Genomic DNA, 18567 nt, shown 5'->3' with positions numbered 1-18567 from the left:
TTATATCGCGTTTTTATATTTTATTCTAATTTGGGGCGGGCGACTGGCGTGTTATGTGCATTAATTAAAGTGGCATCGCGTGATGTCCGTTTTCAAGGAGCGCATTTTGTCCAGATCAAACGCCCACCTTAACCCGCTAGAGTGTACTCAGCAGGCACTGCATTGGATTCATAGTGACACGCTATCCCACGATGACATGGCGGCACTGAATCGAGAGGTTTTGAGTTGTTTTCGTGAATACGTCAATCCGGGTTTTCTGGAGTACCGAAAATCTGTCACCACCGGCGGCGATTACGGCGCAGTCGAATGGCGCGCCAGCGGCCCGAATACGCTGATTGATACCCAAGGGAATGAATATCTGGACTGCCTCGGCGGTTACGGCATTTTTAACGTCGGGCATCGTAACCCTAGCGTGATTGCCGCCGTTGAGCGCCAGCTCGCCAGACAACCGCTGCACAGTCAGGAACTGCTTGATCCGCTGCGGGGGCTGTTGGCGAAAACGCTGGCGGCGTTGACGCCGGGCAATCTGAAATACAGCTTCTTCTGCAATAGTGGAACGGAATCGGTTGAGGCAGCGTTAAAGCTGGCGAAGGCCTACCAGTCACCGCGCGGTAAATATACCTTTATCGCCGCGACAGGCGCATTCCACGGGAAATCGCTGGGTGCGCTTTCCGCCACTGCTAAACCTGCGTTTCGTCGTCCCTTCATGCCGCTGTTACCCGGCTTCCATCATGTTGCTTTTGGCGACATCAACGCCATGCGCAAGCAGGTTGAGCAATGCCAGAAGACCGGTGATGACGTGGCTGCCATCATCCTTGAACCCATTCAGGGAGAAGGCGGCGTGATTGTGCCACCGGAAAATTACTTGCCTGCCGTCAGAGCATTATGCGATGAGGTTGGGGCATTGCTGATTCTGGATGAGGTACAAACCGGCATGGGGCGCACGGGCAAGATGTTCGCCTGTGAGCATTATGGCGTGCAGCCCGACATTCTGTGTCTGGCGAAGGCGCTGGGCGGCGGCGTGATGCCGATTGGCGCAACGGTGGCAACGGAAGACGTTTTCTCCGTGCTGTTTGAAAATCCATTCCTGCATACCACCACGTTTGGCGGCAATCCGCTGGCCTGCGCGGCGGCGCTGGCGACGGTTAATGAGTTGCTGACGAAGAATCTGCCGGAACAGGCCACCATACAGGGGGAATTTTTGTTGCAGGGCTTACAGCAACTGGCAGCCGAATATCCTCAATTAATTATCGAAGCACGAGGAATGGGGCTGTTGCAGGCTATCGAGTTCAGGAAAAATGAGATCGGGTATGCCTTCGCGAAAGAGCTGTTTCAACGTCATGTTCTGGTTGCGGGCACCTTAAATAATGCTAAATCGGTCAGGATTGAGCCACCGCTTACCATCACGCGCGAGCAATGTGCCCGAGTATTGAAGGAAGCGAAGGAAGTGCTCAAGAAACTCAATGGCACAATGCCTGACGAAAATAAAATGAAGGAATATGCGGTAGAGTGAAAAACGAGACGGAAACACGCAGCACCCGATTATGTTCACTCCGAAAGCCAGTCAGCCCTTACTGACTGGCTTTTTTTATTCTCCTGCGAGACGCGGGAACCTGCCATTATGCTTTAAATCTAATTAGTTCAGTCACGTTACACTATATTGAGTGTCACAACGCGTAATGATATAGACGGTTTTGTTACTCAATCTTAATTATTAGCCTTCTAACTTATAAATCTGATTTAATTAATGGAACTCAGATTTTTCCCATTATTATTTTTTGATAGAAAAAAACGATCGAATAGAGGGGATTGAACGGTTTAATGATCGTTATTTCCGATCGATATTTTATTTCCGATAGTGTAGAGTTATGAAACTTAGCAGGCTGAATCTCGATGTCATTTTTATAAATGAATGACATTCATTAAACGTCATGCTTATCTAGGCTGGTAACGTGAACGCTAAAAACTTAACCATTATTATAGATGGGTTGTTTTCAGTTATTTTCATGCATACGGTGAGATTTGGAGTGAAATAAAATCGGAGTCTTTAAAATTATTTAACCAGGTAAATAGTTATATACTCTAAATAATTCGAGTTTCAGGACAAAAACGGTAAAACGTTTTTAAACAGCGCTTGCGCTGACCCCGAAGGGGTGAGGCCATAAGGCCGAATAACGCGGCAAGCGAAGGAATCCTGATGAGCTTACTCAGGTAAGTGATTCGGGTGACTGAACGTAGCCAACGCACATGCAACTTGAAGTATGACGAGTATACATATGCAATGTGAACTATAAAAAAATATGGCCAAATGGATTTCTTATGCCTGTTTTCTGTTACCTGCATCAGGAAATAAGAGATTTAGAGAAGCCAGGGAGCCTCGTGCGATAGTGGTTAGCTTTACTGTTTGTCCTTCTTCGTTAGATAGACAGTGGCTTAATATGTCAACGCATCGTGATCGAGTGAAATTTTTCCAAACGTAATATTCTGGTGCTGAAATGAACTTTCTGAAAAATATAAAAATTGGCAACCGACTTTTTCTTGGGTTCGGTTTGTTAATTGTATTGACACTTTTTTTATCATCAATTAGTTACTTTTTCATGAAGAATATTGGTGCTCAACTTGATGAAATTACTGAAAACAGAATGGTCAAGGTGGATATGCTGCGCAATATTCAAGACGTGCTTAACACAAACGTCCGTACTTTGCGTGATATTATTCTTCTCCCTGAGGATAAAAATAAAGAAAAACGACAGCTTAAGGCTGATATAGTAAAAACCACTGACGTGGCAAGCGAAATATATAAAAAGCTTGATAGTAGTATCCGCATGGAAAATGCACGAGAATTATTTAATCAACTCATTGATATAAGAAAACAGTATAGCCTGTCGGTTAATAACGCTATCAACTACGCCATGGAAGATCAGGATGCGTTGGCGACAGAAGTGGTATTTGGTGACATAGCGAAAATTCAAGGCATTTATTTTAACAAACTAAATGAGCTGATGGCATTACAGGTATCATTGGTTGATACGGCCAAACAGACGACAAAAGAACATATCACTAATGCACTGCTATGGCTGCTGACGCTATCAGCGTTTTCTACCGTTTTAGGCTGCCTTGCCGCCTGGCTATTAACCCGCAGCGTAACCGCACCGTTATCCATTGCGCTTTCTTCCGCGAAGCGTATCAGCGCCGGCGATCTCAGCGGTTCAATTGATGTAAATAGTCATGATGAAACAGGCCTGCTATTGGAGGCCATGAAAGAGATGCAAAGTGCGCTGACGCGGATGGTCGTTGGTGTCAGGAGTAGTGCGGAGAGTGTCGCGACGGCCAGTATGCAGATTGCGCAGGGTAATGCTGATTTGTCATCACGGACTGAAGAACAGGCGAGCGCGCTTGAAGAAACGTCTTCAACCATGACGCAATTGGGTATGACAGTAAAAAATAACGCTGATAATGCACGTCAGGCGAATGTACTGGCCCAAAATGCGAGTACCGTGGCGCTTCAGGGGGGCAATGTCGTCAATGACGTGGTGGATACGATGAAGTCCATTAATGAAAGTTCGCGCAGCATTGCGGATATTATCAACGTCATCGACAGTATTGCATTCCAGACGAATATTTTGGCGCTTAACGCTGCTGTCGAGGCGGCCCGAGCGGGCGAACAGGGGCGAGGGTTCGCTGTTGTCGCGGGAGAAGTGCGAAATCTGGCGCAGCGTAGCGCAGAAGCGGCTAAAGAAATCAAAAATCTCATTACGGCGAGCGTTGAACGTGTCGAGCTCGGTTCGGTATTGGTGAATAAAGCGGGAGAAACGATGCAGCAGGTCGTGATGTCCATCCGCCAGTTAAGCGATACCGTATCAGAGATTAGCTCTGCAAGTGCTGAGCAGTCGACGGGGGTAGAACAGGTTGGTATCGCGGTTAGCCAAATGGATCAGACAACACAGCAGAATGCCGCGTTGGTGGAAGAGTCAGCGGCGGCGGCGCAGAGTCTCAAGGAGCAAGCGGATCAGCTTGTCAGAGAAGTCTCGGTGTTCAAAATAGTCCGTGATCAACGGTCCACGCCGAAGCCTGTCACACAGACACTCTCGCTTGCCAGACTCCCTGCGTCTTCCAGTGCATCAGCCTCGGGTACGTCAGATTGGGCAAGTTTCTGATAGAGATTATTGTGGCAGACAGCATGTCAGGAGCCGCGCCAACATAATCGCTACCAACTGGGGCTGCCACCCAGATCGAGAACGTGCCTGATTACGCGGATATCGATACGTGAAACCGCTAACCAGCCGCTGAAAGGGTGAATCTCAGGGATGAGATTCATATCTGTGCAAGCCGAGTGCACAGGGGAGTGTTTACAGCGACGTTACGATCTATCCGTTACCCCAGCTCGACGGACTTTGTCAGCAACCACGAACGCCACGGATGTGGCGCTTTTGCTCTGCGCGTATAGGCCTAGCGCCCAATAAGTCGCAGCTGAGTGCAAAATGGGCAACCACAGCCATTAACAGAGGTCGCATCGCACTGACCGAGGTGAATGGTTTGGAGTCCCATTGGCGTAAAGCCAGAGAAGGTGCGCTTGGCCTCATCGATATTACGTAACCCAGCATCATCGGACTGGGCTATTTTCGCCTGAAAAGCGGAAGCTTGTGCTGCCACCAGGGAAAGAAACAGAACTGACAGACCTTTTTTCATTGGGCTTATCCGCTATGGAATTTGGTCTGTTATAACATAACGTATTTAGTCGCGCCAGAGCAGCCGACCGCCTGAATAGGGTCGGCTGTCTGAACAACGCCGTTCGATTAACGGAACGGCGGCTCGTTAAAGGTGCGCAGTTTACGCGAGTGCAGTTTGTCACTTTCTGCCCGCAGCAGATCGATGGCACAGATGCCAATCTGCAAATGCTCCGAAATCGCCCCTTCATAGAAACGGTTCGCCTGTCCCGGCAGCTTGATTTCGCCGTGCAACGGCTTGTCCGAGACGCACAGCAGTGTGCCGTAAGGGACACGGAAGCGATACCCCTGTGCGGCAATCGTCGCACTTTCCATATCTACCGCGACGGCGCGACTGAGGTTAAACCGCAGGGCAGAGGCTGCATAGCGTAGCTCCCAGTTGCGGTCATCGGTGGTCACAACCGTGCCAGTACGCAGGCGCTGCTTAACTTCTTCCCCCAGCATCCCGCTGACCATCTTGGTCGCGTCGTACAGCGCGCGCTGCACCTCGGCGATGCTGGGAATCGGGATATCTGGCGGCAGCACGGCGTCGAGTACGTGATCGTCACGCAGGTAAGCGTGCGCCAGCACATAATCGCCGATGGACTGGCTTTCGCGCAGGCCGCCGCAGTGGCCGATCATCAGCCAGGCATGCGGGCGCATCACCGCGAGGTGATCGCAGATGGTTTTCGCGTTGGATGGCCCGACGCCGATGTTGACCATCGTAATCCCTTTACCCTGACGAGGAATCAGATGATAGGCCGGCATCTGGTGGTTCTTCCAGGCCAGATCGGACACCGTCTGCTCGGGGTTGGGCGTGTCGGCGGTGATATAAATCCCGCCCGCGCAGGACAGCGCCTCATACGGGCTATCGGGATCGGCAATCTGCGCACAGGCCCAGCGCACAAACTCATCGACATAACGGGTGTAGTTGGTGAAGAGAATGAACGGCTGAATATGTTCTACCGGCGTGCCGGTGTAGTGACGAAGCCGCGCCAGCGAGAAATCGGTACGCAGCGCGTCGAAGTGCGACAGCGGCGATGTAGTGGTCGCGTGAAACAGCCCATCTGCCGTCTCGTCCCCAATCTGCGACAGCTCTGTCGTGGGAAAATGCTTGGCGATATCTGCACTCATGGAACGGTCAAGGATCAGATCGGAACCGTCGAGCACGTAGGGGAACGGGATTTCCTGTTGTGATGGGCTGACCTCGATGGTGACGTCATAGTCGCCTTCCAGCAGCGCCAGCTGTTCCGCCAGATAAGCACGTAAAAATGCCGGACGGGTAACGGTAGTGGAGTAGCTGCCGGGATGGGTAAAACGCCCATAGGCGCGATGTCGGGGATGACCGGTCGAATTGCCACTCCAACTGACGCGTAAGGCTGGATAGGCAAACAGCCCCGCCGTGCGCGCGTTAGCATCAGGCAGCGTGCCATCATTGATGAAGTCCCCGATGGCGTCGCGCAGCGCTGAGACGGCGTCATCATACAGCGCTTCCAGTTTATCCAGAGTCTGAGTGACGGTAAGACTGACGTGGGATCCGCTGTTATGCATATTCTCTCCTTTAAATTCTGTACTTAGGCAGAAGTTAGCTCACAGCGTAACTGAAGATGCCCAGCCCCGCCATCGTGAAATCTGGCAGGGCTGTGAACGTGGAGAGAAGCGGCGCTTAAGCAGTATTCTGCGATAGCGCAATAGATTAGTGCTTGTGGCGACCGGAAAGGTTCGCTGCGCTCACGGCCAGTATCGACAGCACGCCGAGTGCGGCGGCCGGTGCCAGCACGCCCCAGAAGGCACGTTCGATATACGGCATCCCTTCGGCTAGAACGCGTCCCCATTCTGGCGTCGGTGGTGACGCGCCCAGGCCTAAAAAGCCGAGCGATGCCAGCGCCAGCGCGATGCCAGGCAGTTTCAACATAGCGTGACGGAAAAGCGGACCAATCAGCGCGGGCAGAATATAGAACAGGCTGCGCCGTATTGGGCCGACGCCGAGGATCGGCAGCATCCGAATATAAGGGCGCGCATTGATTTCGGCGACCAGTGCCGCCGTGTGGGCTGCGAGCGGTGCCCAGCTCACGGCAATCACGGCAATCGCCGCGCCCGTTGCCGTCGGACCATTGACCGCAGCAACCAGCAGCCCGGCAATCACTGGCGGCAGGGCGTTAGTCACTTCGATGGGGCCGCTGAACAGACGCGGAAACAGCCCAACTAACAGGCCAATCGCCAGACAGGCCAGCGACACTGCCAGCGCCAGCAGACAAGTATTTAACGTACCGTGTGCGACGCGTGCCAATAAATCGCGACCCATCGCATCCGCGCCAAAAGGCAGCAGGAACGACGGCGGTTGCAGGCGCAGAAAGGCGGAGGTGTAGGGATCGCGCGGCAGGCCAGCCAGCAACAGCAGCGCCAGCAGCAGCACGCAGATAATCGGCAGCCAGATAGCATGACGAGACGTGGGGCTACCGCGCTCTTCCGGCACCGGCATAGCGCCGCTCCGCAGCGCGCGTCCAAGAATCAGCAGCCGAACGCCGCTGGCGGCGATGCCAGCCAGCGAGGCGATGAGTAAGAGAATTAGCACGCCGACCTGTAAAGCAGGCAGATCCTGTGCCGCTGCCGCCCCCAGCGTGGCGCGTCCCAGACCGGGAATCGCAAACACTTTTTCGACGGCGATGGCACCGCCAGTTAACGAGACCAGCACCAGCCCAACCAGCGGCATCACGCTGGGCAACGTGCGTTTCAGCACCGCCAGCGCAATATGACGACGGTTCACGCCAGCTACACTCCAGGTGGTGAGCCAGTTTTCGCTGAAGGTGGCGGATAGCGCGTCGGCAATAATCCGGCCAAGGTAGCCGCCTGCTGGAATACCGAGCGCCAGCGACGGCAGCACTGCGTAGTGCAGGCCTAGCCAGCCATAAGGGGGAAACCACTGTAGCCAGACAGCACCAACAATCAGCAGAAATGACGCCAGCAGGAATTCGGGCAGCGCGGTAAATAAGGCGGCAAACAGGCCACCTGAACGATGAATCTGACCGCGTAACCCCTGCCGAAAGGTAGGGGTGCACAGCACGGCAGCCAGTGTGAAGGCCACTAACGCCGAAGACGCCATCAGCGTGAGCGAGACGCTCGCCGCTTGCAACATCCCCGGAAGGACCGGGCGACCAGAAACCCAGGAGTTACCCGCATCGCCGTGCAACAGACCCGTCAGCCAGTTCAACAGCAACTGCAGCGGGCCTTGATCCAGCCCGAGTGAGTGACGAATCGCGTTTAGCGTTTCCGCCGTCGCTTCCTGCTCGCCGGAACGGGCGCGCAGCAGCGCCAGTGCCGGATCCTGACCGGATAACCACGGCAACATGCCAATCAGCACCACAATCCCCGCCAGCGTCAGCAGCCGCGAAAATAGCGGGATCAGCACGCCGTATCGTGGGCGTTGCGTCTGGTTGATGGTCGCACAGGTGCGGCAATACAGCGATTCGCTCATAAACTCGTCATCTTTCTGGTTGCGGGGGCGCTATCCGTTACTTTGCGCCGGTAACAATATGCGTAGCGGCGTTAATCAGCGTACGTTCACGTGGGTCGCGCAGTGCGTCTTTTACCTGTGCGCTTTCACCTTGAATCACACGCTCATGCAGCATTGGGATCGCGGCATCGCTGGCAAGGATCAGGTTTTCTGCCTGCATGATGGCCTGACGGCGTGCAACACCCGCAGGAATCGCGGCCGCTTTTTGTAGCGCCTGATCGATTTCCGGGCGGCACAGCTGGGCGATATTGAACGACCCTTCGCAGGTGAAGTCGCTGTACAGATAAGCCACCGGATCGCCGGAATCCAGTACGGTGGCGCGGGATAAAATAAAGGCGTCAAACTTGCCTGCCAGCGCGTCGGACTCGATCTGCGCATACTCGCGCACCACCTGTTTCACCGTAAATCCAGCGGCGGTGAGCTGCTGTGCCAGATAGACTGCGACTTCAGGCAGTTCGGCGCGATCGCTGAACGTTGCCAGCGTGATGGTTGCACCCGCAGGCGTACCGGCTTTGACTGGGTTAGTTACCGGCTGACGCAGTTCCGCAGCCCACGGCAGCGCGGGACCTAACAGACCCTGCGCGATATCAGCACGCTTCTCATACACGTTGTCTACCAGTTGTTGGCGATTGATCGCATCGCGCACGGCGGCACGCATCGCGGGATCTTGCATCACGCCATGACGCGTATTCAGATACAGCGTATTGGTGCGCGGCATGGGGACTTCATGCACCAGCGATTGATCCAGCAGCGGTGCCTGAGAAACCGGAATGGCTTCGACAATATCTGCTGTGCCGGTACGTAATGCGGCAGCGCGCGCTGCGCCGTCGGACACAAAGCTGACGTCGATACCGCTGGCCTGTGCTTTCTCACCCCAGTAACCATCAAATCGATCCAATACCGCGCTGCTGGTGCCGGTGACGGTACGCAGAACGAACGGGCCGCTTCCGGTGTTGATCGGATTGACGACGCTATTTTTACCGTATGCCGCGGTGGAGAGAATCGCCAACTGCGGGCTGGATAAACGCTGTGGCAGCAGTGGATCCGCTTTAGCGGTGGAGACAACGACAGCGTTATCGCCATCGGCTTTTACCGTTAACTGTACGCCGTCCAGAATGCGCGGTTTGGGGGCGGCAGTGGAGGCCACGGTGAGCGCATTCACTACCGTGGCGGCATTTAAGACGGTGTTATCGTGAAAATGGACGTTGGGGCGCAGTTCAAAACGCCAGGATTTATCATCGATCTGCTGCCATTTTGTCGCCAGCGCAGGCTGGGCTTCGCCGAGTTTGTCGAGCACCACCAGCGTTTCTGCCGTACTCCAGCGCGACAGCTTAAAGGCATCATCGCTCAGCGGCGTCAGGCCAGAGCGCGGCGGTTGAAGCATCGCCAGTTTGATTCGACCGCCATGATGCGAGGTGTGATTTTCCTCCGGCTCGTTGAAGCAACCTGAAAGCAGCAGCGTTGCTGATAGCAAGCCAGAAACGGGCCACAGACGATTACGCATATTCATCAATCTTTCCTTATTCATTCACGGTTGAAGCGGATTTAAACGGGCGGCAGATGACCATCATGGCCAGCGAACTGCACAACGGCACGGCGGCGAGCAGCACCCACGGAATGGCGGCCTGCGGTGACGGCGTCAGCGCGCGGTCAAGCTGGCTGCCGAGGATAAAGTTGCCGACCAGAACGGCGATGCCACCCATCGACGCCAGCGCGCCATAGTGCGCACCCAAATTCTGGTTGTTGGCAAAGTGCGGGATAAGATCCATCCCGACCGGAACGATCAGCATTTGACCCAGAGTCAGCAGCGTAATTAACGAGATAGCCGGAAGCAGGCGCTGCCAGCCTTCAGGCGGCGTGCTGGAGGCAAACAGCGCGACGCTAAAGAACGATGCAGCTAGCAGCGCAAAGCCCAGTGGCAGCATGCGTGCCGCGCCAACCCGACGGGCAAAACGCGCCAGCGGGAGCTGTAATCCGATCACCAGCAGGGAAGCCAGCACAAATAGCGGACCGAGATCTTTCTCGCTGCTGCCGGAGCGATGCAGTTCAACCGGCAGTGCCAGATAGAGCTGGTTGTAGCTGAATAGGTAAGCGCTGTAGGCAATGATGAATGCGACAAAGCGGCGCTGGCGGAACGTTTCCCACCACGGAGCAATCTGTAATTCTCCCCGATTGCGCTGCGTCGGTGGCAGGCTGAAAAACAGGATGATGAGCGCGATAACAAACACGCCCGCGCCCGCGAGCGCCACGCGCTGGAATCCGTATCCGGCCAGCACTGAGCCGAGCAACGGCCCCAGCACTGCGCCTAACTCGCCGCAAATGGCAAACAGAGCGAACCATTCAGAGCGGCTGCGTTTTCCCTCTTTTTCACTTTGCGTACCGGCCTGTGCCATCAGCGCTTCGATGGCGGGAGAGAACAGGGCACCGCCGACACCGGTCAGGCAGGCACCAAGGATGATCGGCCATAGCGAGTCGCCTAACGCCAGCAGGAGATAGCCGCTGATACGTACGACACAGCCACACAGGATGATCACGCGCGCGCCGAATCGGTCAGCCAGCGCGCCGCCGACTAAAAACATGCCCTGTTGAGAAAAGGTGCGTAAGCCAATCACCAGCCCGATAGCCCAGCCGGAAAGCAGCATGTCGTCGCGCAGGAAAATCGCCAGAAACGGCACGACGGCATAAAAGCCAATATTGAAAACAAGCTGGCTACCCAGAAGCAACGGGGGATAAGGCCGTGGTGCGCGGTTGGCGGTAAGGTCTGACATGTCATGATCCGTTATAAAAAGCCCGTTATGGGGGAAGGTGTTATTGATGCGATATTTTATGGTAAAAAGCGTGTTTTCAGCGAGCTAATAGCCTGACGTAGATAGCGCGGGGACGGCCTGCAACAGATGAGCAGTGTGCGCCTGCTGCGGCGAAGCCAGCACCTCGGCTGTGGGGCGATCTTCAATAATACGTCCGCCGTCCATGACCAGCATCCTGTCGCACAGCCCGGCGAGCATGGAAATATCGTGCGAGACCATCAGCAAGCCCATTTTGTTTTGTTCGGTGACCTGCTGAAGCAGGGCTTTAATTTGTTCACGCAGCGGCAAGTCCAGACCGCTGACGGGCTCGTCCGCCAGTAAAAACTCGGGTCGAACAATCAGCGCTCGTGCCAGCGCGACACGCTGTGCCTGTCCCCCGGAAAGCTGCCCGGCGACCTTATCCAGAAGCGTGACGCTCAGTCCTACCTGATCCATGATTTCGCCCAGACGGGCAGAATGGTTTCCATTAGCATGACGGTTCTCATCGGGGCGGAGTCGCTTCAGCGGCTCGATGAGGAGATCGGCGATGCGCTGACGTGGCGCGAGCGAGCCTGCCGGATCCTGCGGAATGTACTGAACGCGGCGGCGATACCAGAGCAGCGAACGCACTGAACCGGGTTTAATCAGGTTGCCGTCGCAGTACACCGCGCCACTTTCCGGCGCTTCAAGCGCGAGCAGGGTTTTTAGCAGCGTGGATTTACCACAGCCGGAGGCACCAACCAGCCCGACGCGTTCGTGCTGTTGCAGGTTCAGCGATAGGTCGTGAAAAATGGCACTGGCGGGATCGGCCTTTTGCCACGGCAAACGTGACGTCTGGCGATAGCGGCTGACGTGCTCAAGGCTTAAAAACGGTGAGGAAACCGCGTGCAGGTGGCGGTTCATCCGGCAAGTGCTCCGGCAACGGCTGAAGGCAATACCTTCGTCGTCAGTAACACATTGTCAGATAAAAGCGTGTCAGCGCGACGCGCGGCAGCGACCAGACTGCGGGTATACGGCTGCTGTGGTGCATTCAGTAGTTGCTGCATACTGCCGGATTCAATGACTCGCCCGTTTTCCATCACCAGGCCACGCTGGCAGAGTTGGGCGGCAACGGCGATATCATGTGTAATAAACAGCAGGGCGGGAGCATCCGGCTGCGCGCTACGTTCCAGTAAGACCTGCAATACCTGCTTCTGGGTAATGACATCGAGCGCGGTTGTCGGTTCGTCCGCCACCAGCAGGCGTGTCTTGCCGAGTAGGGCGAGGGTGATACAAATGCGCTGGCGCTGGCCACCGGACAGTTCGGCAGGATAGCGTTGCAGCAGGTTGGGAATATCATCCAGCTTCATGGCAGCCAGAAGTGCAGAAAGCTCAGAGGAAGAGGGGATTTTCAACGCCAGAGACAGTTGTTTTCCCAACGGCATGAGAGGATTAAGCGCCGTTGCTGAGTCCTGGAACACGGCCGAAACGCGGCTAACCGATGGGCGTGCCAGTGCTTTCAACTGACTGACCTCTTCGCCATTCACCCGAATACGGCCGCTAATCTGGCAGCCCGACGGCGGTGTGCCGATGACTGTTTTGGCGGTGAGGGATTTACCAGAACCGGACGCACCGAGCAAACAGACTCGTTCACCTGCGAACAGCGTAAAGCTGATATCGCTGACTTTGGTTTCACCGCCCATAGACAGGCTCAGGTTTTCTACCTGAAGAATGGCGTCTGTGTGTCTGTTCCGGTTAATCATGGATAACGTATAGTGCCAGTGTAAATCGATATGTAATAACATAACAAATTACAACGACGTGGTGCAAAGAAAATGTGATCCAGAGCGTATAAATTGGCACCGCGACGCAGCCTTAGCTGGCCGCGTCGATGATGAAAAAGAGGGGATAAAGAATAAACCGTAGGGAAGTGCGGACTATCTCGTGGCGTTGTATTTTTAGAGCCTACTCATTCGATGAGTCAACAAGCTGCGCCAGTTCCGTCGCGCTTAACTGAGTAATCTGGCTGACCTGAGCGGGCTCCATGCCGCTGAGCAAAAGCTGGCGAGCAATGTTTCGAGCACTGGCTTTCATACCTTGCTGCATGCCATGCTTGATGCCTTTTTCAAACCCGATTTTCTCAAGCTGCTGTGCGATGGTCATGATCGCCTCCCGATCCGTTGACAGAGACTGCGCGACGGCCTCAATAAACTCTGCCGGCCTTGAGGTGTTGCCGCTCCGCGCGATGTAAAACAGTATTGCTCTTTTTTGCGGCAGTGGTACCTGCCAGCGCTCAAATAATAGCCCGATATCCTGCGCCAGTTCCAGCATATCTCGCGTGCGAATGTGTTTTTGCACCAGTTCCAACAGCGCCACGCGGCGATGCGTCTTGATGTCCTCATCTGGTATCACCGTGAGGTCAACCAAAGGAAAGGGAGCGTTGTAGAGTTTTTCTGCCTGAATAGCGTCAGCAAAACCGTCGAGCCAGCGCAGCGTATAGGGATAAGGGCTACGCTGGCCGTGATAAAACAGTAAAGGAACGACGAGCGGCAACGTATCGTGACCTTGAGAGAGGTGCTGCTGCATAGCAGCCAGCGCACAGGAAAAATCCTGAATTTCCTCTACAGAACCGAGGCTCATATTGAACACGTCAAGACTGCTGGCGAGCAGCACCTTTTCGCCTGCTGGCGTGGAGACCATCGCAAGGCCGTATTTGCCGATAGATTCATTCCGCGGCTGGGCGTAGCGATCGAGTGTTTTGAATGGATCGCTTTGCGTCAGTTCGTTCGCCGTGAGCGTTTTTGCCAGATAGATGTGCCCGTTGATTTTCACCGGCAGCGTTTTCCAGTCGGCAGAGAGCGTCGGGAATTGCTGATTCAACGTTTGATAAATTTCCGGGCGCAGGCAGGCAATGTGGATATGCAGCTGGTTTTGCGTGCGTCCATAGCGTGAGTTTATTGCCAGCGAGAGGTAATCATCTTTGATCGGTTTGCCCGCTTCACGTGAAAGATGGCCGCGTCGATCCCACGCCTGCATAAAGAAATTAGGTACGTTTTGCTGCAAGAGTTCAAGGCTTTCGATGCCGCTGATTTTATCCGTTGGGAGCAACAGGTCGTGATAGGGACCGTTTCTGTCATCGAAGAGCACGTAGCCCTCTGCCAGATTAACCTCTAGACAGGGGGCCGGTTTGCCGTTGCGTTGCTGATTGGGCACGCATTGTTCGCTGACGATCTCCCACAGCGCATTGCTGTTTCCCCGACCAACTTTCCACCCTATTGTTGTGGCTGCTGCGAGTAAAATGATGGCAGAAACCGTGAAGATCAGGATCGTGTTACGTTTCATGACGGGTCTCCGGCAGGCGCACGAGGCACAAAATAGCAGGGAAAAACGGGGCATGAGAATTCAGTGATAAGCCAGCAGTATGGGGCAGGGGTAATGTCATTAATATGACTTTGGTGCAAGGAGACATCCTAATCGGTAACGGATTGTAAGGGTGAGAGACGGTAGGTTAACCCTTAGGAGATGGGGATAAAAGGCATTCAATGCGATGCTATCGGGATGGCTGAACACCATCCCGACAGGTTTCTACGGTACGAATACCGATAATAGAAATCAGAATAAATCTACCCGCACGTCTACGCCAACGGTTCGGCCTTCATTGACCTGCGCGTAGCCTGATGTGCCGCTCATAAAGCCAAAGGTGCGATAGCGACGGTCAAAGACGTTATCCACATAGCCTGCAATATTTACCCGATCGGTAGCCTGCCAACTGAGACGCAGGTCAGTCGTGGTATAGGTGCCCTGACGCAATGCGTTATCACCATCGAAGTAGTGCGGCCCTACCACATTGAAGGCCAGACGCGGCATCAACGCACCAAATGAGGTGTCAATCAGTCCGTTCAGGCTGGTGCCAGCCCCGTAGCGCGGTACGAAGGGCACGCGTTTATCCTGATAGCTCTCGCTGTCGCCAGTAAATTCAGAACGGACATAGGTGCTGTTGATATCCCATGACCAGTTGGGAACGAACTGCCACTTCAGCATCATCTCTACGCCGCTAGCGTCGGCACTGCCTGCGTTGCTGAGCGTTTGCATACTGACCGGGCCGGAATACAGCTGCATATCACGCGTATGGGTGTGGAACACCGCGCCCTGAAGCTGCACATCGCCACTCTGATAGCGCGAGCCGATTTCATAGTTAATCGATTTCTCTGCGCTGTACGGAATGGCTTGTGTGCCGGCGGCAGGTGAGTAGTTAAAGCCTGTTGGCTTGTAGCCCTGCGCGATGCGAGTATAGACACGCCAATCATTATTCAGCAGATAGCTGGCGGAGAGCTGCCCCAGTACCTGATCGTCATCGACGCTATTGCGGTCGCCTACGTTCATACCTGAGAACTGCTGGTGGTAACGGGTTTCGGCTCTATCGTGTGACACGCGCAGCCCGCCGCCCAGATCGATGCGGTCGGTCAGGTGCCAGGTCAGATCGCTGTAGGCGGCTAAGGTCTCCGACGACGTGTTGGCATTGCTCTTCATAAACGGAGAACCCGCCTGAATATAGGTTAGATCGAGTTTTTCACGCATGTTCTGTCGGTAAAGACCGAACACCATATCCACTTCGCGGCCTGCGCCGTGTGTCGCGGCACGCAGCTCCTGTACGTCCTGATTCCAGCGCTCCGGCATGTCGGCAATTCGCGTACCGTTCGGGAAGGTGCGCGCGTAATTCTGCTGTTGCCATGCGCCGATCAGGCTAAAAATCCAGTTATCGGTGGTGTATTTTCCGCTCAGCGACTGGCTGTGTGTGCAGCGGCGCAATGTCGGGTCGGGGGCACCCGCGGCGATCTCCAGTGTCCGGTTTTTTGCATCACCAAACGGCAGGTAGGTATCCTGCGTGGCGCGCGAGCAGTCTTCCGTCAGCGCCAGACTGGTTTCCCACGGCTGATCATCGGGTGCCAGCCGCAGTCGAAGATTCCCGACGCTGGATTTTGTCCCGCCGAGATTGTCGCTGCCGGTAGCAGGGTTAGTCATCGCGCCCGAATCGACCTGACGCAGCAGCGTGACGCTACCGTATAGCAGGCCATCCTGAATGGGGCCGCTGAGGTTGATTTTGCCGTGATAGCCGTCACGGCTGGCGACGCCGCCTTCGACATAGCCACGCGGCGTGCTGTCCGGTTGCTGAGTGACGATATTGATAATGCCACCCTGAGCGCTTTTACCGTACAGCGTTCCCTGTGGGCCTCTCAGCATTTCGATGCTTTCCACATCGGAGAGTGCCTGCACGGTGTTGGTGGCGAGCTGCGGTACGCCGTCCACGTAGACGGTCACGGCTGGGCTGTAGAAATCCTGTGCCGAGGACACACCGCGCAGTGAGATTGACGGAAACAGCAGGCTACCGTTATTGCCGAGATTCAGGCCGGGCATCACACGAGTGAGTTTATCGGTGCTGGTGACACCAGCGTCTTTCAGCTCCGGTGCCGTCACGACGGTGGAAGAGACGTTATTGGCCGAGGCAGAATACGGCGACTGTTTGCTGGCGGTGACAACAAGCGTATCGTCCTGAGCGGCAAAGGCATAAGAAGAGAGAAACACGCCAGTTAAGGCAAGCGGATAAAGACGCATTATTTTCATTATTAAATCCCTGAAAAGACTAAAATCGATGTCAAAGGCAACGGCTTTCATCACGACACGCTTTTTTACGATACGGAAAGCTACGATACGGAAAGCGTGTGAGACAGAGAATGATGAAAGTTAAATGATAATCGTTTGCATTTTTTGAGCTACCCGTATCGGGTCTATTTCAACCCGAATACAGCAGATGTCCTGCACGTTCTCCCCGTCATGAATCCTGTCCCTGTTGGTTTGCAACACCGGGGGACGTTCCCTCTGAAAACGCGCGGGAAAGCCGTACAGATAGCCGCTTGGCGGGCCACAGGCTGGCGACTGCGAAGCAGGCCAGTACGCCTAGCGTGGTCTGATAATTCGTGTGATGCGCTAACTGAAGCGCAGCAATCGACACGATCATGGCGACAGCCGCATCGGTCGATTGAAACAGCGCATAGTCGGAAGCGGGCTGATGCGGTCTGACTAAGCCCATCAGGACGTTGTATAGCGTGACAAACCCGACGGCGGCAGCCAGATTGACCACGCCAAAAAGCGCGATCCAGGCGTTCAATGAATACCGCGGGTAGCCGACGGCCAGCACACTGGCGAGCAGAGCGTGCACAACCATCACGGGCAGCAGGCAGCGCAGTGCGCCCATGCGTCGAATCAGAGCATTGGCGAGCACAATCCCTACGCCGCTGACGGCGGTGCTGTACACGGTCATGACGATACCCAATTGGCTCAGGCTAAGCTGTCTGTCGATCAGCATGACGGTTTGTAGCGCCATCATGCCGCGCATTGCCAGATAGAAAATGGCCGTGAAGGTTAATGCCGGCCAGAGTGCTTTAAACGTCAGACGATTTAGCGTCGGGCGTGCGGCTTGCTGACTCTGACGATCCGGACTCTGACGATCCAAAGTCTGGCTGTGCTGAATAGGGGATTGTTGGATATAGCGCAGCGGCAAGATGAGCATCAGCAGCGATAGCCCCGCCAGCGCGAAGAAGCCGCCTCGCCATCCCGCCTGTTCCGCAATACTCAGGAACGCATAAGAGCCGAATAGAATACCCAGATAGCTGCCGCCGACCTGTGCGGTATTCGCCAGCGCGCGACTGGACGCGTTAGTGGTGCAGATCGTGATGCCGTCGGCATAGATATCGTGGCTGGCGGAGAGCAATGCCAGCAACATCAGCGCAATGATGATAGTCAGAACAGAGTGCTCGGGGGAGATGACGCCAATCACGACCAGCGTCGCCGCCATCGCGATCTGGAGTAGCACCAGACTGCCTAAATAGGGATTACCACGCAGAGGGAGGGTGTGACGCTCACCCCACGGTGCCCACAGGCACTTGGCAATCCACGGCAGAAAGGTCAGCGACAGCCAGCTTAATTGCGCCAGATCCAGCCCAGCATGGCGAAAATAGCCTGCTACGCCCTGCATAATGAGGGCGGTGATCATGCCCTGATGGAGGTAGAAACACCAATAGGGCAGATAGCGTGTTATCGGGTTGTGCGTCATGGTTTGTCGCGATCCAGCAGCATTATCGCCAGCGCCTGTGCTTCAGGCGAGGTGGCGACGACAAAATAGGCATACGGCGCCTGCCCAGACTGCGCCCAGTTCTCCGCCCATTCTACGTACTTTTGCCTTTGGGCTTCGTCGCTTTCGATACGAATCGCACCCGCACAGTATTGTTGTTGCAGGCTGACGTTATCGCGCGTCCACTGAAGATAAGCATTCATAAAAACAGGGGAGCGATGGGGCAGATCGGCACCCGTCATACAGAGTACAAAGCGTTCTTGCGCGGCATACAACCGAGCGATCTGCGCCATATAACCCGCGGATTCCTCGTCGGGCACCTGTTCCGGCATGTGTAAGAAGACCACCGGCCAGGCGTCTGTATCAAGGAAAGGATGTGGCGTTGCAATGGAATTGAGCATGGTAGTTTCTCCGGCTTATTATGGAGAAAATGATAATCATTCGCTGTTGCGG

12 protein-coding genes and 2 pseudogenes are annotated in these 18567 nt (G+C 54.9%); 2 read left to right on the top strand and 12 right to left on the bottom strand.

The annotated features are described in order from the left end of the window. The first annotated feature begins 106 nt into the window (after positions 1 to 106). Together ygjG and DMB82_RS13315 are read left to right on the top strand one after the other, a co-directional pair. The gene (ygjG, locus tag DMB82_RS13320; protein WP_208644348.1) at positions 107 to 1513 is read left to right on the top strand and encodes a putrescine aminotransferase; all 1407 of its coding nucleotides are present in this window, start codon (positions 107 to 109) and stop codon (positions 1511 to 1513) included. 982 nt (positions 1514 to 2495) lie between these two features. Beyond that, the gene (locus DMB82_RS13315) at positions 2496 to 4157 is read left to right on the top strand and encodes a methyl-accepting chemotaxis protein (protein ID WP_102118632.1); all 1662 of its coding nucleotides are present in this window, start codon (positions 2496 to 2498) and stop codon (positions 4155 to 4157) included. A gap of 292 nt (positions 4158 to 4449) precedes the next feature. On the opposite strand, the gene DMB82_RS13310 is transcribed toward DMB82_RS13315, so the two are convergent. The 12 genes and pseudogenes from DMB82_RS13310 to DMB82_RS13260 all read right to left on the bottom strand — a co-directional run bounded on the left by DMB82_RS13310 (position 4450) and on the right by DMB82_RS13260 (position 18515). Next, a complete protein-coding gene (locus DMB82_RS13310) occupies positions 4450 to 4689 on the bottom strand; it encodes a hypothetical protein (protein WP_102118633.1) in 240 nt (79 codons plus the stop codon). Between the two features lie 107 nt (positions 4690 to 4796). Continuing rightward, complete coding sequence (locus tag DMB82_RS13305) at positions 4797 to 6257, bottom strand: AMP nucleosidase (protein ID WP_116164704.1); 1461 nt, start codon at positions 6255 to 6257, stop codon at positions 4797 to 4799. 145 nt (positions 6258 to 6402) lie between these two features. Next, complete coding sequence (locus DMB82_RS13300; protein WP_116164706.1) at positions 6403 to 8181, bottom strand: ABC transporter permease subunit; 1779 nt, start codon at positions 8179 to 8181, stop codon at positions 6403 to 6405. 37 nt (positions 8182 to 8218) lie between these two features. Beyond that, on the bottom strand, positions 8219 to 9730 hold the full coding sequence (locus DMB82_RS13295; RefSeq protein ID WP_116156260.1) for an ABC transporter substrate-binding protein: 1512 nt from the start codon (positions 9728 to 9730) through the stop codon (positions 8219 to 8221). Between the two features lie 10 nt (positions 9731 to 9740). Further along, the gene (locus tag DMB82_RS13290; protein ID WP_116156259.1) at positions 9741 to 10988 is read right to left on the bottom strand and encodes an MDR family MFS transporter; all 1248 of its coding nucleotides are present in this window, start codon (positions 10986 to 10988) and stop codon (positions 9741 to 9743) included. Between the two features lie 84 nt (positions 10989 to 11072). Beyond that, positions 11073 to 11909: an ABC transporter ATP-binding protein gene (locus tag DMB82_RS13285; protein WP_116164708.1), complete on the bottom strand. Its 837-nt coding sequence runs from the start codon at positions 11907 to 11909 to the stop codon at positions 11073 to 11075. Then, the gene (locus DMB82_RS13280) at positions 11906 to 12748 is read right to left on the bottom strand and encodes an ATP-binding cassette domain-containing protein (RefSeq protein WP_189645139.1); all 843 of its coding nucleotides are present in this window, start codon (positions 12746 to 12748) and stop codon (positions 11906 to 11908) included. The genes DMB82_RS13285 and DMB82_RS13280 overlap by 4 nt, the downstream gene beginning before the upstream one ends. Positions 12749 to 12950: 202 nt before the next feature. Continuing rightward, positions 12951 to 13583: pseudogene (locus DMB82_RS20690) on the bottom strand (Rpn family recombination-promoting nuclease/putative transposase); the annotation flags it as partial. Further along, positions 13575 to 14327 (bottom strand): annotated as a pseudogene (locus DMB82_RS20685) (CDP-diacylglycerol diphosphatase); the annotation flags it as partial. The pseudogenes DMB82_RS20685 and DMB82_RS20690, both read right to left, overlap by 9 nt. A 270-nt stretch (positions 14328 to 14597) precedes the next feature. Further along, positions 14598 to 16607 carry a TonB-dependent siderophore receptor gene (locus tag DMB82_RS13270; RefSeq protein WP_116156256.1) on the bottom strand — a complete coding sequence of 670 codons (2010 nt, stop codon included), beginning with the start codon at positions 16605 to 16607 and terminating at the stop codon, positions 14598 to 14600. A 208-nt stretch (positions 16608 to 16815) separates the two neighbouring features. After that, positions 16816 to 18096 carry an MFS transporter gene (locus DMB82_RS13265; protein WP_116164712.1) on the bottom strand — a complete coding sequence of 427 codons (1281 nt, stop codon included), beginning with the start codon at positions 18094 to 18096 and terminating at the stop codon, positions 16816 to 16818. After that, entirely contained in the window at positions 18093 to 18515 is a 423-nt protein-coding gene (locus DMB82_RS13260) for a hypothetical protein (protein WP_102118646.1), read from the bottom strand. Before DMB82_RS13260 ends, DMB82_RS13265 begins: the two co-directional genes overlap by 4 nt. Between the last annotated feature and the right edge of the window lie 52 nt (positions 18516 to 18567).

The organism is Pectobacterium aquaticum (assembly GCF_003382565.3).
In the GTDB taxonomy this organism is placed as follows: Bacteria; Pseudomonadota; Gammaproteobacteria; order Enterobacterales; family Enterobacteriaceae; genus Pectobacterium; species Pectobacterium aquaticum.
The sequence above is the reverse complement of the archived record's forward strand: the minus strand, read 5'-3'. Positions and strand labels throughout refer to the sequence as shown.

Excerpts from the sequence above, each read along its gene's own strand:
- DMB82_RS13315 (WP_102118632.1), top strand. The coding sequence starts at position 2,496 with ATGAACTTTCTGAAAAATATAAAAATTGGCAACCGACTTTTTCTTGGG.
- DMB82_RS13310 (WP_102118633.1), bottom strand. The coding sequence starts at position 4,689 with ATGAAAAAAGGTCTGTCAGTTCTGTTTCTTTCCCTGGTGGCAGCACAA.
- DMB82_RS13305 (WP_116164704.1), bottom strand. The coding sequence starts at position 6,257 with ATGCATAACAGCGGATCCCACGTCAGTCTTACCGTCACTCAGACTCTG.
- DMB82_RS13300 (WP_116164706.1), bottom strand. The coding sequence starts at position 8,181 with ATGAGCGAATCGCTGTATTGCCGCACCTGTGCGACCATCAACCAGACG.
- DMB82_RS13295 (WP_116156260.1), bottom strand. The coding sequence starts at position 9,730 with ATGAATATGCGTAATCGTCTGTGGCCCGTTTCTGGCTTGCTATCAGCA.
- DMB82_RS13290 (WP_116156259.1), bottom strand. The coding sequence starts at position 10,988 with ATGTCAGACCTTACCGCCAACCGCGCACCACGGCCTTATCCCCCGTTG.
- DMB82_RS13285 (WP_116164708.1), bottom strand. The coding sequence starts at position 11,909 with ATGAACCGCCACCTGCACGCGGTTTCCTCACCGTTTTTAAGCCTTGAG.
- DMB82_RS13280 (WP_189645139.1), bottom strand. The coding sequence starts at position 12,748 with ATGATTAACCGGAACAGACACACAGACGCCATTCTTCAGGTAGAAAAC.
- DMB82_RS13270 (WP_116156256.1), bottom strand. The coding sequence starts at position 16,607 with ATGAAAATAATGCGTCTTTATCCGCTTGCCTTAACTGGCGTGTTTCTC.
- DMB82_RS13265 (WP_116164712.1), bottom strand. The coding sequence starts at position 18,096 with ATGACGCACAACCCGATAACACGCTATCTGCCCTATTGGTGTTTCTAC.
- DMB82_RS13260 (WP_102118646.1), bottom strand. The coding sequence starts at position 18,515 with ATGCTCAATTCCATTGCAACGCCACATCCTTTCCTTGATACAGACGCC.